General features: G+C 60.9%; 13 protein-coding genes, 4 tRNA genes and 1 pseudogene. 10 read left to right on the top strand and 8 right to left on the bottom strand.

Annotated elements, in window-relative coordinates; all coding sequences use genetic code 11:
- Positions 1-64 precede the first annotated feature (64 nt).
- From rluD to CGA22_RS27610, 9 genes and pseudogenes are all read left to right on the top strand, one after another.
- Positions 65-1,027: a 23S rRNA pseudouridine(1911/1915/1917) synthase RluD gene (gene rluD, locus CGA22_RS25755; protein ID WP_041021343.1), complete on the top strand. Its 963-nt coding sequence runs from the start codon at positions 65-67 to the stop codon at positions 1,025-1,027.
- Positions 1,024-1,749: a peptidoglycan editing factor PgeF gene (pgeF, locus tag CGA22_RS25750; protein WP_041021342.1), complete on the top strand. Its 726-nt coding sequence runs from the start codon at positions 1,024-1,026 to the stop codon at positions 1,747-1,749. The genes rluD and pgeF overlap by 4 nt, the downstream gene beginning before the upstream one ends.
- A gap of 450 nt (positions 1,750-2,199) precedes the next feature.
- Complete coding sequence (gene clpB, locus CGA22_RS25745; RefSeq protein ID WP_139649803.1) at positions 2,200-4,764, top strand: ATP-dependent chaperone ClpB; 2,565 nt, start codon at positions 2,200-2,202, stop codon at positions 4,762-4,764.
- A 310-nt stretch (positions 4,765-5,074) separates the two neighbouring features.
- Positions 5,075-5,150: transfer RNA gene (locus tag CGA22_RS25740), tRNA-Asn, on the top strand.
- A 7-nt stretch (positions 5,151-5,157) separates the two neighbouring features.
- Positions 5,158-5,234 (top strand) — tRNA-Pro (locus CGA22_RS25735).
- Positions 5,235-5,239: 5 nt separating this feature from the next.
- A tRNA-Lys gene (locus CGA22_RS25730) sits at positions 5,240-5,315 on the top strand.
- Positions 5,316-5,409: 94 nt separating this feature from the next.
- A tRNA-Pro gene (locus tag CGA22_RS25725) sits at positions 5,410-5,486 on the top strand.
- A 148-nt stretch (positions 5,487-5,634) separates the two neighbouring features.
- A pseudogene (locus CGA22_RS27615) lies at positions 5,635-6,405 on the top strand (MCP four helix bundle domain-containing protein); the annotation flags it as partial.
- Positions 6,397-7,260, top strand: coding sequence for a methyl-accepting chemotaxis protein (locus tag CGA22_RS27610; RefSeq protein WP_370444523.1), 864 nt, complete (start codon positions 6,397-6,399; stop codon positions 7,258-7,260). The pseudogene CGA22_RS27615 and the gene CGA22_RS27610, both read left to right, overlap by 9 nt.
- Positions 7,261-7,626: 366 nt before the next feature.
- On the opposite strand, the gene CGA22_RS25715 is transcribed toward CGA22_RS27610, so the two are convergent.
- From CGA22_RS25715 to CGA22_RS25705, 3 genes are all read right to left on the bottom strand, one after another.
- Positions 7,627-8,925 carry an NAD(P)/FAD-dependent oxidoreductase gene (locus CGA22_RS25715; RefSeq protein WP_041023153.1) on the bottom strand — a complete coding sequence of 433 codons (1,299 nt, stop codon included), beginning with the start codon at positions 8,923-8,925 and terminating at the stop codon, positions 7,627-7,629.
- An 81-nt stretch (positions 8,926-9,006) separates the two neighbouring features.
- Positions 9,007-9,180: a DUF3094 domain-containing protein gene (locus CGA22_RS25710; protein ID WP_003185543.1), complete on the bottom strand. Its 174-nt coding sequence runs from the start codon at positions 9,178-9,180 to the stop codon at positions 9,007-9,009.
- A 98-nt stretch (positions 9,181-9,278) separates the two neighbouring features.
- Positions 9,279-9,905 carry a DUF1780 domain-containing protein gene (locus CGA22_RS25705; protein ID WP_003185538.1) on the bottom strand — a complete coding sequence of 209 codons (627 nt, stop codon included), beginning with the start codon at positions 9,903-9,905 and terminating at the stop codon, positions 9,279-9,281.
- Between the two features lie 207 nt (positions 9,906-10,112).
- Between CGA22_RS25705 and CGA22_RS25700 the strand changes: the two genes are divergently transcribed.
- On the top strand, positions 10,113-10,799 hold the full coding sequence (locus CGA22_RS25700; RefSeq protein ID WP_041023152.1) for an energy-coupling factor ABC transporter permease: 687 nt from the start codon (positions 10,113-10,115) through the stop codon (positions 10,797-10,799).
- A 39-nt stretch (positions 10,800-10,838) separates the two neighbouring features.
- On the opposite strand, the gene yacG is transcribed toward CGA22_RS25700, so the two are convergent.
- Genes yacG through pilB form a run of 5 tightly spaced genes read right to left on the bottom strand, consistent with a single transcriptional unit; the run spans position 10,839 to position 15,467 of the window.
- Entirely contained in the window at positions 10,839-11,045 is a 207-nt protein-coding gene (gene yacG / locus CGA22_RS25695) for a DNA gyrase inhibitor YacG (RefSeq protein ID WP_024779578.1), read from the bottom strand.
- Positions 11,042-11,665 (bottom strand): dephospho-CoA kinase, encoded by a 624-nt coding sequence (coaE, locus tag CGA22_RS25690; RefSeq protein WP_041023151.1) that lies wholly within the window; start codon positions 11,663-11,665, stop codon positions 11,042-11,044. Before coaE ends, yacG begins: the two co-directional genes overlap by 4 nt.
- Before the next feature lie 10 nt (positions 11,666-11,675).
- A complete protein-coding gene (locus tag CGA22_RS25685; RefSeq protein ID WP_041023150.1) occupies positions 11,676-12,545 on the bottom strand; it encodes a prepilin peptidase in 870 nt (289 codons plus the stop codon).
- Position 12,546: 1 nt separating this feature from the next.
- Positions 12,547-13,764: a type II secretion system F family protein gene (locus tag CGA22_RS25680; protein WP_041023149.1), complete on the bottom strand. Its 1,218-nt coding sequence runs from the start codon at positions 13,762-13,764 to the stop codon at positions 12,547-12,549.
- Positions 13,765-13,766: 2 nt separating this feature from the next.
- Positions 13,767-15,467 (bottom strand): type IV-A pilus assembly ATPase PilB, encoded by a 1,701-nt coding sequence (gene pilB, locus CGA22_RS25675; RefSeq protein ID WP_188258747.1) that lies wholly within the window; start codon positions 15,465-15,467, stop codon positions 13,767-13,769.
- Positions 15,468-15,476 lie beyond the last annotated feature (9 nt).

Here is a 15,476-nt window from a genome sequence, read left to right as displayed (position 1 = left end):
GACGCCGTATTTAACCACAAGCGCGCAGCCGAAACCAAAGGCTGTGCCGACGCCCAGTCCGAGCATGTCCGATAAAATAGAACTTCGCGCAGAGGTGCCGTCCGATTTGGGCGGCCAACGCCTCGATCAAGTCGCCGCCCAACTCTTCACCGAGCATTCGCGCTCGCGCCTTTCCGCCTGGATCAAGGACGGCCGCCTGACGGTGGATGGGGCGGTCATCCGTCCGCGCGACATCGTCCATGGCGGCGCCATCCTCGAGCTGACCGCCGAACAGGAAGCCCAGGGAGAATGGGTTGCCCAGGACATTGCCCTGGACATCGTCTATGAAGACGACGATATCCTGGTGATCAACAAGCCTGCGGGCCTGGTGGTGCACCCGGCCGCCGGTCACGCCGACGGCACCTTGCTCAATGCCTTGCTGCATCACGTGCCGGATATCGTCAATGTGCCCCGGGCCGGTATCGTGCACCGCCTCGACAAGGACACCACCGGTCTGATGGTGGTGGCCAAGACCATTCAGGCGCAGACCCAACTGGTCGCACAACTGCAAAGCCGCAGTGTCAGCCGCATCTATGAATGCATCGTGATCGGCGTAGTGACCGCTGGCGGCAAGATCAACGCCCCCATCGGTCGTCACGGCCAGCAACGCCAGCGCATGGCGGTGATGGAAGGCGGCAAGCCGGCGGTCAGTCATTACCGCGTGCTTGAACGCTTCCGCTCCCACACCCATGTGCGGGTCAAGCTGGAAACCGGTCGTACCCACCAGATCCGCGTGCACATGGCCCACATCAACTTCCCGTTGGTGGGCGACCCGGCCTATGGCGGCCGCTTCCGCATTCCGCCGGCCGCCAGCGTGACCATGGTCGAGTCCCTGAAGCACTTCCCGCGTCAGGCGCTGCATGCGCGTTTCCTGGAACTGGATCATCCGACCACCGGTAAGCGCATGAGCTGGGAGTCGCCGTTGCCGGATGACTTCGTCTGGCTGCTGACGCTGCTCAAGCAGGACCGAGAGGCGTTCATCGGATGAGTGACTGGCTGATCCCCGACTGGCCCGCACCGGCCCGGGTCAAGGCCTGCGTCACCACCCGTGCGGGCGGCGTCAGCCTGGCGCCGTTCGACAGCCTCAACCTCGGCGACCATGTCGATGATGACCCAGGGGCCGTCACCGAAAATCGGCGTCGTCTCACCGATCGATTCGCCATCCGTCCGGCCTGGCTGCAGCAGGTCCACGGGATTGCCGTGGTCGAGGCCGACCCGGCCTTGGTCGCGACCGCTGATGCCAGCTGGACCGCCACGCCGGGTATCGCCTGCACGGCGATGACGGCGGACTGCCTGCCCGTGCTGTTCTGCAACCGCGCCGGTACGCGCGTCGCGGCCGCCCATGCCGGCTGGCGCGGGCTGGCGAACGGCGTACTGGAAGCCACCCTCGACAGCCTGGCAACGCCGGCGGATGAGATTATCGCCTGGCTTGGCCCGGCCATCGGACCGCAAGCCTTCGAAGTCGGGCCGGAAGTGCGTGAAGCGTTCATCGCGCAATTGCCCCGGGCAGAACAGGCCTTCGTACCCAGCCACAACGCCGGAAAGTTTCTTGCCGACATCTATGAATTGGCGCGCCTGCGGCTGGCCGCGCGGGGTGTCTCGACAGTCTACGGCGGCGGGTTGTGCACCGTGACCGATCCTCGCTTCTTTTCCTACCGTCGCAGCCCGCGCACCGGTCGCTTCGCCTCCCTGGTCTGGATCGAACAGTAGAAGGCTGTTTGGCGTGCCGCCGCCATCGCGAGCAGGCTCGCTCCCACAAGTCCCGCGCCGTGCACAAATACTACATACACCACAGACCCACTGTGGGAGCGAGCCTGCTCGCGATGGCGTCCTGTCTGCTTGCACCCATGTTGAATGTGCCACCGCTATCGCGAGCAAGCTCGGCTCCCACCGGTCCGGCGTCGTCCATCAATACTGCATGCACCGCAAATCCACTGTGGGAGCGAGCTTGCTCGCGAAAGTGGCGTGTCAGCTAACCTTTAATCGATTGGCACACCTATACCGCGAGCCGGCTCGCTCCCACAGGCCCACATTTGACTGATCTGTATCAACAGAGCCTGCTTGAATCTTCCATAATCGACCACATCTATATCGGTATCTGGCAGGTTTCTTCATTCAGGATGTTTTTCGGTCCGGCCTGCTCAAAAGGAAGGTGACCTTATGCGTATTGACCGTTTAACCAGCAAGTTGCAATTGGCGCTGTCCGATGCTCAGTCCCTGGCCGTCGGCCTGGACCATCCCGCCATCGAACCGGCGCATCTGATGCAGGCCATGCTCGAACAGCAGGGCGGCTCCATCAAGCCTTTGCTGATGCAGGTAGGCTTCGACGTCAACAGCCTGCGAAAAGAGCTGGCGAAAGAACTCGACCAGTTGCCCAAGATCCAGAATCCGACCGGCGACGTAAACATGTCCCAGGACCTGGCGCGGCTGCTCAACCAGGCCGATCGCCTGGCTCAACAGAAGGGCGACCAGTTCATTTCCAGCGAGTTGGTGCTACTCGCCGCCATGGACGAGAACAGCAAGCTGGGCAAGTTGCTGCTCGGCCAGGGCGTGAGCAAGAAGGCCCTGGAAAATGCCATCAATAACCTGCGTGGCGGCGAAGCCGTCAACGACGCCAACCACGAGGAGTCCCGTCAGGCGCTGGATAAATACACCGTTGACCTGACCAAGCGCGCCGAAGAAGGCAAGCTCGACCCGGTGATCGGTCGCGATGACGAGATCCGCCGCACGATCCAGGTGCTGCAACGCCGCACCAAGAACAACCCGGTGTTGATCGGTGAGCCAGGCGTGGGCAAGACCGCCATTGCCGAGGGTCTGGCCCAACGGATCATCAACGGTGAAGTACCGGACGGCCTCAAGGGCAAGCGCCTGTTGTCCTTGGACATGGGGGCGCTGATCGCCGGTGCCAAGTACCGGGGCGAGTTCGAAGAGCGGCTCAAGGCCCTGCTCAATGAGCTGTCGAAGCAGGAAGGACAGATCATTCTGTTCATCGACGAATTGCACACCATGGTCGGCGCCGGCAAAGGCGAAGGCTCGATGGACGCCGGCAACATGCTCAAGCCCGCGCTGGCCCGTGGTGAGTTGCATTGCGTCGGCGCGACCACGCTCAACGAGTACCGTCAGTACATAGAGAAGGACGCAGCCCTCGAGCGGCGCTTCCAGAAAGTACTGGTGGACGAGCCGAGCGAAGAGGACACCATCGCTATCCTGCGTGGCCTCAAGGAGCGCTATGAAGTCCACCACAAGGTGGCGATCACCGATGGCGCGATCATCGCGGCGGCCAAGCTCAGCCACCGCTACATCACCGATCGTCAATTGCCGGACAAGGCCATCGACCTGATCGACGAGGCCGCCAGCCGTATCCGTATGGAAATCGACTCCAAGCCGGAAGTGCTGGATCGCCTGGAGCGGCGCCTGATCCAGCTCAAGGTCGAATCCCAGGCCCTGAAGAAAGAAAGCGACGAAGCCGCGAAGAAACGCCTGGAGAAATTGCAGGAAGAAATCGTTCGTCACGAACGCGAGTATTCCGATCTCGAGGAAATCTGGAACTCGGAAAAGGCCGAAGTCCAGGGTTCGGCGCAGATCCAGCAGAAAATCGAACAGTCCCGCCAGGAGCTGGAGGCGGCCCGCCGCAAGGGCGACCTCAACCGCATGGCCGAGCTGCAATATGGGGTGATCCCGGACCTGGAGCGCAGCCTGCAGATGGTCGACCAGCACGGCAAGAGTGAAAACCAGCTGTTGCGCAGCAAGGTCACTGAGGAAGAAATCGCTGAAGTAGTCTCCAAGTGGACCGGGATTCCGGTGTCGAAGATGCTCGAAGGCGAACGCGACAAGCTGCTGAAGATGGAAAGCCTGCTGCACCAGCGTGTGATCGGCCAGGACGAAGCGGTCGTGGCGGTCGCCAATGCCGTGCGTCGGTCCCGTGCCGGGTTGTCGGACCCGAACCGGCCGAGTGGCTCGTTCATGTTCCTCGGCCCGACCGGTGTTGGTAAAACCGAGCTGTGCAAGGCGTTGGCCGAGTTTCTCTTCGACACTGAGGAGGCGATGGTGCGCATCGACATGTCCGAATTCATGGAGAAACACTCCGTGGCCCGGCTGATCGGCGCACCGCCGGGTTATGTCGGCTATGAAGAGGGCGGTTACCTGACCGAAGCCGTGCGACGCAAGCCGTACTCGGTGATCCTGCTCGATGAGGTCGAGAAAGCCCATCCGGATGTGTTCAACATCCTGCTGCAAGTGCTGGAGGACGGTCGTCTGACCGACAGCCACGGGCGCACTGTGGATTTCCGCAACACCGTGATTGTGATGACCTCCAACCTGGGGTCGGCGCAGATCCAGGAACTGGTGGGGGATCGCGAGGCGCAACGGGCGGCGGTGATGGACGCGATCTCTACCCACTTCCGGCCGGAATTCATCAACCGGGTCGACGAGGTGGTGATCTTCGAACCGCTGGCCCGCGACCAGATTGCCGGCATCACCGAAATCCAGCTGGGTCGCCTGCGTAGCCGCCTCACCGAGCGGGAGCTGAAGCTGCAACTGAGCGACGAAGCCCTGGATAAGTTGATTGCCGTGGGTTACGACCCGGTCTATGGGGCACGGCCATTGAAGCGGGCCATCCAGCGCTGGATCGAAAACCCGTTGGCGCAGTTGATCCTGTCTGGTCGCTTCATGCCGGGCGAAACCGTAACCGGAACGGTGGAAAACGACGAAATCGTCTTCAACTGACAGGCTGCACCGTCGTTGACCGAATGGCCTCGCATTGCGAGGCCATTTTTTTCATCAGGCCGTTGAACTCAAAGGAAAAGGCTTGTAAAGTGCGCCCCGCAGTCAGTCACCCCCTAGGATCACTTCTCCCTGAGAAGGAATCCAAAATAAGTTGCAAATCATTGTCTTGAAAGCAATTTAAGGGGTTGACAGAGGTTTTTAAGATTGTAGAATAGCGCGCCTCAGACACACGAACGCAGCGATGCAGGCGGGTAGAAGAGGTTGAAGCTGGCTTCAATCAAGCTTCAAGGTTGCAACTTGAAATATCAGTTCCGTGATAGCTCAGTCGGTAGAGCAAATGACTGTTAATCATTGGGTCCCAGGTTCGAGTCCTGGTCACGGAGCCATTTCAATCGGGGTATAGCGCAGTCCGGTAGCGCGCCTGCTTTGGGAGCAGGATGTCAGGAGTTCGAATCCCCTTACCCCGACCATATTTGGGTCGTTAGCTCAGTTGGTAGAGCAGTTGGCTTTTAACCAATTGGTCGTAGGTTCGAATCCCACACGACCCACCATTTTTGAGACCAGTTCGCTGGAATCGAATCTTAAGATCAGAGGCCAAAAGCGCTGATCGAGGAAGGCGACTTGAAAGGGTCGCCTTTTTATTACCGGGGTATAGCGCAGTCCGGTAGCGCGCCTGCTTTGGGAGCAGGATGTCAGGAGTTCGAATCCCCTTACCCCGACCATATTGAAAATCCTCGTATCGAAAGATACGGGGATTTTTTTTGCCCGCGAAAAAAGCTGGAAAGTCTTAAGTTATCGTACAACTTGCCGATAGCTCACCGACAGGGGCACGTCCCCATTCCAGGCCAATAACAAAAAAGGGCGCCCGTTATGTTTCTTCGTCAACTGAATATCGCCCCTCGCGCGGCGCTGGGTTTTGCCTTGATCGCCGTGCTGGTGGCACTGCTCGGGATGTTTGCGCTGGGGCAGATGTCGAGTATCCGTGACAGTGAGGTGGCGGTGGAAACCCAGTGGCTACCGAGCATTCGCGGCGGTGACGAGATTCGTGAATGGATGCTGCGTATTCGTACCATCTCCCTGCGCATGGCCCTGGATCAGGATCCCAAGAACACCTCGATCTACCGCGGGCAAATGGACGTCCGTGACAAGGAACTGAGCGAAAAAATCGCCAGTTACGAAAAACTCGTCGTGACCCCTGAAGGCAAAGCGCTCTACGATCAGTTCAAGCAGACTTTTGCCGCCTACCGCGCGGGTATCGCGCAATCCTTCGTCCTCGCGGAGCAGGGGCGCCGCGACGAGCTGATCAAACTGCTGCTGGTGGACATGAAAACCGTCGTGGACGGCTCCGGCAAGCAGCTCAACGATCTGGCTGAGCTGTTTTCCAAGCAGGTGTCCATCGAGAGCCAGAAGTCCCAGGAGCATTACGCCAATTCCCGCATGATTGTCAGCCTTTTCATCGTGCTGGCCGCCCTGGCTACGGTGGCCCTCGCGATGTTGCTGACGCGCAGCATCGTCAAGCCCCTGGGTGAGGCGCTGAGCGCCGCAGAAAGCGTGGCTGAAGGTGACCTGACCCGGCCAATCGAAACCCATGGCAACGACGAAGTGAGCCGCTTGCTCAAGGCCCTGACGACCATGCAGAAAAACCTGCGCGATACGTTGCAGAGCATCAGCGGTTCGGCGGCGCAGTTGGCAACGGCAGCCGATGAGCTGAACGCCGTCACCCTTGACAGCACCCAGAGCCTGCAACAACAAAACAACGAAATTGAACAGGCCGCCACGGCTGTCACCGAAATGACCACTGCCGTAGAAGAAGTGGCGCGCAACGCCGTTTCCACCTCCGACGCCACGCGTCAGTCCAGTGAGTCGGCATCCCTCGGACAGCAGCGGGTCAGCGACACGGTTGACGCGATTGGCGCCCTTGCCAGCGACGTGCAGGTGACGGGTGGGCTGGTGCAATCCTTGGCCAACCAGTCGCAGGATATCGGCAAGGTTCTGGATGTGATCCGGGCCATTGCCGAGCAAACCAATTTGCTGGCCCTCAACGCGGCCATTGAAGCGGCCCGGGCCGGCGAAAGTGGTCGTGGGTTTGCGGTGGTGGCTGATGAAGTGCGAGCGCTGGCTTATCGCACGCAGCAATCGACCCAGGAAATCGAACAAATGGTCCAGGGCATGCGCAGCGGAGCCACCCAGGCCCTGGATTCCATGCAGGCCAGCTCGACCCGCGCCGCCAGCACTCTGGCGATGGCGGAACGGGCGGGGGAGGCGTTGCAGACCATCACCGCGTCGGTCAGCGAAATCCACGAGCGCAACCTGGTGATCGCCAGCGCGGCCGAAGAGCAGGCCCAGGTGGCCCGCGAGGTCGATCGCAACCTGGTGAACATCCGTGATCTGTCGGTGCGCTCGGCCACTGGCGCGGACCAGACCAGCGCGTCCAGCCATGAGCTGTCGCAACTGGCGAATTCGTTGCGCACGATGGTGCAGCGGTTTCAGGTTTGAGTGCGGGGTTGTAGATCGGCGCCGACAGCACCGCCGTCTTCGCGAGCAGGCTCGCTCCCACATGGGATCCGGGGTGGATGCAGTATTAGTGTACGCCACCGGACCCTGTGGGAGCCGGGCTCCCTAATGTTAGTCAGTAAAGGATCAAACGGCGCAACACCTGTGGGAGCAAAGCTTGCTCGCGATAGCGATGGGCCAGTCAACATTGTGACTGACTTACCGCAATCGCGAGCAAGCTTTGCTCCCACAGGTTTGTGGCTTAACTGACTACATTAAGGCCTGCCCGCTTCCACATTGGGCATACGCCACCAGAACTTGTGGGAGCGAGCCTGCTCGCGAAAGCGCTGTGTCAGGCCACTGCTATTTTCAGTGCAACTTGAGCCGCGGCTCGGTCCCACGTCCAATCTTGCTGCCCAGCATCAACATCGCCGTACGGAACATCCCATACAACGCCATCTGGTGCATGCGGTACAGCGACACATAAAACATCCGCGCCAGCCAGCCTTCGAGCATCACGCTGCCGGTGAGATTGCCCATCAGGTTGCCCACCGCCGAGAACTTCGACAGCGAGATCAATGAGCCGTAGTCGGTGTACTTGTAATGCGGCAACGCCTTGCCTTCGATCCGCAGCTTCAAGGACTTGGCCAGCAGCGATGCCTGCTGGTGCGCCGCCTGGGCGCGGGGCGGTACGTTGCGGTCGCTGTCCGGTTGCGGGCAGGCGGCGCAGTCGCCGAAGGCGAAGATGTTCTCGTCGCGGGTGGTCTGCAGAGTGGGCAGTACGTGCAACTGGTTGATCCGGTTGGTTTCCAGCCCGTCGATGTCCTTGAGGAACTCCGGGGCGCGAATCCCGGCAGCCCAGACTTTCAGGCTGGCGTCGATCACCTGGCCATCGACGGTGATCAGGCTGTCGGCCGTTACCTGGCCGACCGCGGCGTTGGTCATGACATTGACCCCGAGCTTTTCCAGGGTCTTGTGCACGGGCCCGCCGATACGCTCCGGCAATGCCGGCAGCACCCGTGGCCCGGCTTCGATCAGGGTGATGTGCATGTTTTCCGGCTTGATCCGGTCCAGACCATAGGCCGCCAGCTCATGGGCGGCGTTATGCAGCTCGGCCGCCAGTTCGACGCCGGTGGCACCGGCACCGACGATGGCGACGCTGATACGCTCCACGGTATCGGTCTGGCCGGCGTGGGCGCGCAGGTAATGATTGAGCAATTGCTGATGGAAGCGCTCGGCCTGTTTGCGGGTATCGAGGAACAGGCAATGCTGCGCCGCGCCCTCTGTGCCGAAGTCGTTGGTGGTACTGCCGACGGCAATCACCAGGGTGTCGTAGCCCAGCACGCGGGCCGGCAGCAGTTCCACGCCGGCTTCGTCGTAGGTGGCGGCCAGTTGGATACTTTTTCGTTCGCGATCCAGGCCGCTCATGCGCCCGAGCTGGAACTCGAAGTGGTTCCATTTCGCCTGGGCGACGTAGTTGAGTTCGTCTTCGGAGGAGTTCAGGGAGCCGGCCGCCACTTCGTGCAGCAAGGGTTTCCAGATGTGGGTCAGGTTCGCGTCGACCAGCATCACGCTGGCCGTGCCTCGTTTGCCCAGGGTCTTACCCAGACGGGTAGCCAACTCCAGGCCGCCGGCGCCGCCGCCAACGATGACAATACGATGAGTCATGGGGATATCTCGCAAGGCTAAAGGAAATCGGTGTCGTTACCCTCGCGAGCGCCAGTGTCGTATCCCTCGATAGCAGGCCGCTCATAGCGTCAGGTAACTGATCAGTCGGCTCAACAGGCCCAGGCCGATCGTCACGGCCAGTACCACCACCAGGAGCATCCACGGCCGGAAAGGCCGGCGCTCGACTCGGTGCTGGGACAGTTGCAGGTACTCTTCGACATGCTTCTGGTCGTCAGGGTTCAGGCGGCTGGTCATAAAGGCCTCGTCAGGTAGACGTTGCGAAGTGTGCGTACGTTACAGGGGATTGCTTGCGGCTGCGAACAGCATAGCCGTTCGGTGGACGCGGTGATGCTTTACAGGCTGATCCCCACATCGAACACGATGCTGCGTCCCAGGTTGCCCCGCAGGAAATCCGGCGCATCGGGGTGGGCGAACAACACTCGGGCGAAGGTCGGCCCTACCAGCGACAGCGAGCGCCAGCCCTGGCGCAGGTATTCGGTGGGGGGCGGGAAATGGCTGTTGAGGTCCAGCACTTCACGCTTGAGGCTGGCGAAGGCAATGATATCCAGCTCTCCCAGGTCCATGCCGCGTTCGGTGTAGTTATGGGCTTTCTTGCGCAGGGTCGGTGCCAACCTCAGCAGGAATTCATTGGCCGGGATCCGCCTGGGCTTGGCTTCGCGGCGCACCAGTTGGCTCAGGGAGAATGCGCTGCGACGGCGTTGCAGTTCGTCACGCCATTCGTCATTGAGCCGCCGACCCTCGTCGAGGACGAAGAACACTTCGAAGTTGGCATCACGGAACAACACGTCCGGTGGTTCCCCGGCGGGGGCGAACTCGTCGGCGCGGTAGGGCACGTTCAGCCCTTGCAGCAGTCGCTGGCAGACCCAACGCTCACGCTCCCATTTGCGGGCATTGGAGAGAAAGGCGTTGGCTTGCTCGGCCGCGATGGTCAGCAGGCGTAAATAATCGGAATCATCCATGAACTCAAGCTTAGCGTTCAATTGCGACAAGCTGGAAGCGTTGCGTTGATTAGTGGTTATCCGAGCCGGTGTAGACTGCCGACATGAAACGACGGTAGCGAGGAAGACCCCGCTTGCGGGCGAAGCCCCTGGGAAGGGGGCTGCTGCACTGCTCTGCGGGAGTAAGCTCCCTCGCCACGGAACACAAGGGTAAAAAGGTGTAGTCACATGATCGGAGCCGAACTGCTCTCACCCCAGACGCTTGCGGTTGGCTGGTTGATCTATGTCCCGATGCTGGCCTGGGCGGCGTGGCGGGCGCCGTGGGTGGAGCTGTTTACGGACAGCCGTCGCCAGCACCTGCTGTTCGGCACGGTGCTGGCGTTGTTCATGTTGTGGCTGGTGCGACGGGATTTCGACACCGGTGTGTCTTATCACTTCATTGGCATGACCGCCGTGACACTGCTGCTGGACTGGCCGCTGGCGATCCTTGGTGGCCTCATTGCCCAGCTTGCGCTGGTGCTGCTGGGGCGCCAGGACATGCTGGCACTGGGTGTGAACGGGGTGCTGTTGATCCTGCTACCGGTGCTGGTCACCGAATGCTGCGCGATCCTGGTGGAGCGTGCCCAACCGCGTAATCTGTTTGTGTATATCTTCTGTTCGGGATTTCTCGCCGCCGCCCTGTCGGCGTTGCTGTGCCTGCTGCTGGGGCTGTGCCTGCTGTGGTACGACGGGGTGTTCGCCATGCCTTATTGGCTGAGCGATTTCGTCGGCTACCTCTGGTTGATCATTTTTCCCGAAGCGTTCATCAACGGCATGGTGATCAGCGCGCTGGTGGTATTCAGCCCCGAATGGCTGGAAACCTTCAACCGCACGCGCTATCTGTCGGCACCCTGGAACGACAACGACAAGCCTTGATTCATGCCAAGGCCGTGCGCAGTGTCCAGGACGACGGCTTCAATGGTGTGAGCGAGGATTGAAGTCTTCGCTGAACAGCTCGTCCTCGGCATCGGGGCTGACGGGGATCTTGTGTTCTTCCGACGCCCAGGCGCCCAGGTCGATGAGTTTGCAGCGATCGGAACAGAATGGCCGGAACTTGCTCTCCGGGCTCCATTCGACAGGGGCGCCGCAAGTCGGGCAATCAACGGTTGGGGTCTGGCTCATGACTGGCCTCCACGCAATGTAAGGTAAGAGTGATGCAGGCGTTCGACCTCGCTGTGCAGCCAGGCGAGGTCGCGGTCGTTGACCACCACATCGTCGGCATGGTTCAGGCGATCCTGGCGACTGGACTGTGCCTTGAGGATCGCCTGGACCTGTTGCTCGCTGATCTGGTCGCGCTGCAAGGTCCGTTCGATCTGAAGTTGTTCGGGTGCGTCGATCACCAGGATGCGTTGGGTCATGGCGTACTGCCCTGACTCGATCAACAGCGGCGATACGAGGATTGCGTATGACGAGCGGGCCTGGGCCAGGTGATGGGCAATTTCGTCGGCGATCAACGGATGCAGCAGCGCTTCGAGCCAGCGACGCTCATCGGCGTTCTCGAAAATCAGTTTGCGCAGGGCCGCGCGATCCAGCGTTCCGTCGGCCTGCAGCACGTCCGGGCCGAAGTGTTCGGCGATTTTCGCCAGTGCCGGACGCCCCGGTTCGACCACCCAGCGCGCGGCATGATCGGCGTCGATCACATGCACACCCAGGTCGATGAAATGCTGGGCCGCAGCACTTTTGCCGCTGCCGATACCGCCGGTCAGGCCAAGAATCCAGGGTTTTTCCACGGGATTGTTCATAAGGAAATCATTAGAAACCGACAGAGTGCCAATAGAAGTCGGTTATTTGACCACCCCAGAGCAAGGCAATCCAGCCGGCAATGGCCAAATAGGGCCCAAAGGGGATCTGGGTCGAAGCCGGAGCATTTCGCATGCGCAACACAATGACGCCGACCACGGCGCCCACCAGCGACGACAGCAGCAGTGTCAGCGGCAGGATCTGCCAGCCGCCCCAGGCCCCCAGCATCGCCAGCAGCTTGAAGTCTCCGTAGCCCATGCCTTCCTTGCCGGTCATCAACTTGAAGATCCAGAATACCGACCACAGCGCCAGATAACCGGCCACCGCTCCCCAAACCGCCTGGTTCAACGAGACGAACAGCCCGAAGCTGTTGACGATCAGTCCCAGCCACAACAAGGGCAGCACCAGGGTATCGGGCAGCAGTTGATGCTCGGCATCGATCAGGCTCATGCCCAGCAGGCCCCAGCTCAAGACCATCACCAGCGCGGCCTGCCAGCCGAAGCCGAACTGCCAGGCGACGAACGCCGACAGCACACCGCAGGCCAGTTCGGTCAGGGGGTAACGTCGCCCAATGGGGGTGGCACAACTGGAGCAGCGGCCACGCAGCAGGAGGTAGCTGAACAACGGGATATTTTCCCAGGCCCGGATGCGGTGGCCGCAATGGGTGCATTGGGAATGAGGCAGCATCAGGTTGTAGGCCGGGCCGGGTGTTTCGGCAGGCAGGCCCAGCAGGTCGTGGGCTTGCAGCCGCCATTCCCGGGTGAGCATCTTGGGCAGGCGCCACACCAGGACATTGAGAAAGCTGCCGACGATCAGCCCGAGCAAAAGCGCCGCCAGCACAAAGGCCAGGGGATAAATCACGAAGAATTCGGTCAGGGGCATGTCAGATCGCAGAGCCGAGTTGAAAGATGGGCAGGTACATGGCAACCACCAGGCCGCCGACGACCACCCCCAGGACCACCATGATGAACGGTTCCATCAGGCTGGTGAGGTTGTCCACCAGGTTGTCGACCTCGGCCTCATAGAAACCTGCCACCTTGTCGAGCATATCGTCCAGCGCCCCGGATTCCTCGCCGATGGCAGTCATCTGGATCGCCAGGTTCGGAAATATGCCTGAGGCGCGCATGGAAAAATTCAACTGCATGCCGGTCGAGACATCTTGCCGGATGCGCTGGACCGCACGTTTGAACACCACGTTGCCGGTGGCACCGGAGACTGAATCCAGCGCCTCCACCAGTGGTACGCCGGCGGCGAAGGTAGTGGACAGCGTCCTGGCGTAGCGGGCGACCGCGGATTTGTACATCAGGGCACCTACCAGCGGCAGCTTGAGCAACCATTTATCGCGCCAGTCACGAAAGCCCTGGGAGCGTTTGAGCGCGTACTTCACACCAAAAAACGCGCCCACCGCCCCGCCCAGCAGCAACCACCACGACTCTTGCATGAACTCCGACAGGCCGATGACCATCAGGGTGAAGGCAGGCAACTGCGCGCCGAACCCGGAAAACACCGATTCGAACTGCGGCACCACCTTTACCAGCAGAATGCCCGTGACCACTGCCGCGACGAGCACAACGGCCGTTGGATAGGTCATGGCTTTCTTGATCTTCGCCTTGAGGGCTTCGCTCTTTTCCTTGTAGGTCGCGACCCGGTCCAGCAAGGTGTCCAGGGCGCCGGCCTGTTCACCGGCGTCCACCAGGTTGCAGTACAGCTCGTCGAAGTACTGCGGGCACTTGCGCAACGACGCAGCGAAACTGTTGCCGGCGGCGACCTCCTGTTTCACCTCTTCCACCAGCTTGCGCATGTTGGCATTGTCGAAGCCCTCGCCAATGATGTCGAAGGCTTGCAGCAGGGGAACACCGGCCTTGAGCATCGTCGCCATCTGGCGGGTGAAAAGGGCAATATCCAGCGGCTTGATGCGTTTGCCCTTGCCGAATATCGAGGTGGACTTCTTGCGCACCTTTTCCGGGTTGATACCTTGTTTGCGCAGTTGCGCCTTGACCAGGGCCGGGCTCTGGCCGGTCAGCTCACCGGACACCTTCGTGCCTTTGCGGTCTTTGCCTTCCCAGGTGTAGGTGTCGGTTTTTACTGCCTTGACCGCCATGTTCAGTCCTTGGTGACCCGGTTGATTTCTTCGAGGCTGGTCAAGCCTTGCATCACTTTGAGCAGCCCCGAAGTGCGCAGGTCGTTGAACCCGTCCTTGCGCATTTGCAGGTCGATTTCCAGGGAATTGCCCTCGGCCATGATCAGCCGTTGCAGTTCGGGTGTGTTTTTCACCACTTCATAAACCCCCACGCGTCCTTTGTAGCCGCTGTTGCACTGTTCGCAACCGACCGGCTCATAGATCGTGAAGGAGCCGATGCGTTCCTTGGGGAAGCCTTCCTTGAGCAGGGTTTCCTCGGGAATCTCCGTGGCTTTCTTGCATTGGCTGCACAGTTTTCGCGCCAGGCGCTGGGCGATGATCAGGTGGACCGCCGTGGCGATGTTGAAGCCGGGAATGCCCATGTTCTGCAGGCGGATCAGGGTTTCGGCGGCGCTGTTGGTGTGCAGGGTGGAGAGCACCATGTGCCCGGTCTGGGCCGCCTTGATGGCGATTTCGGCCGTTTCGAGGTCGCGGATCTCGCCCACCATGATCACGTCCGGGTCCTGGCGCAGGAACGAGCGCAGGGCCTGGGCAAAGTCCATTCCCTGACGTGGGTTTACGTTGACCTGGTTGATGCCTTCCATGTTGATTTCCACCGGGTCTTCGGCGGTGGAAATATTGATGTCCACGGTATTGAGGATATTCAGGCCGGTGTAGAGCGAGACCGTCTTGCCCGAGCCGGTCGGCCCGGTGACCAGGATCAGCCCTTGTGGTTGTTTGAGCGCCGCGAGGTAAAGCTCTTTCTGATCCGGTTCGTAGCCCAGGGCATCGATGCCCATTTGGGCGCTGGAAGGATCGAGGATCCGGATCACCACTTTTTCGCCCCAGAGCGTGGGCAGGGTATTGACCCGGAAGTCGATGGACTTGGTTTTCGACAGGCGCATCTTCAACCGGCCGTCCTGCGGCTTGCGCCGCTCGGAAATATCCAGGCTGGCCATGACCTTCAGGCGCGCGGCGATGCGGCTGGCTAGCTGGGTCGGCGGCCTGGCCACTTCCCGCAGCATGCCGTCGGTACGCACCCGCACCCGGTAGGATTTTTCATAGGGTTCGAAGTGCAGGTCGGAAGAGCCGCCCTTGATCGCGTCCAGCAGCATCTTGTTGACGAACCGCACCACCGGCGCATCGTCGGCGTCCTGGCCGGCGATGGCGTCCTGCTTGCGATCGTCATCCGACTCGATGTCCAGGCCATCGAGGTCGACATCACCCATGCCTTCCAGGCCCGTGGTGCTGGATTCGAAAAACTTCTCGATGGCGTCGCTGAGTTTGTCGTCCTCCACCAGGATGGCTTCGGTAGTCAGGCCGGTACTGAACTGGATGTCGTTGATGGCCTGGTGGTTGGTGGGGTCGGAGATCCCCACGAACAGCTTGTTGCCGCGCCGCCATAGCGGCAGGGCATGGTGTTGCCGGACCAGTTTTTCACTGACCAGGCCGGTGGGCTGGCTTTCCTTGTCCAGGCTGTTGAGGTCCAGCAGGGCGACGCCGAAATGCTCCGAGGCGATTTCCGCAACCTGGCGACTCTGGACCAGTTTGTTCTGCACCAGATAGCTGACCAGGGGCATGCGGTTGCGTTGGGCTTGCTGCTGCGCCTGCTGCGCGCTTTGCTCGGTGATCAGCTCGGCCAGCACCAGTTGCTTGGTCAGGCCGCTGAGGGCGATGTCATTCATGGGGATACC

It is taken from the genome of Pseudomonas sp. PSB18 (assembly GCF_014596565.1).
Classification (GTDB): Bacteria; Pseudomonadota; Gammaproteobacteria; order Pseudomonadales; family Pseudomonadaceae; genus Aquipseudomonas.
The sequence above is the reverse complement of the archived record's forward strand: the minus strand, read 5'-3'. Positions and strand labels throughout refer to the sequence as shown.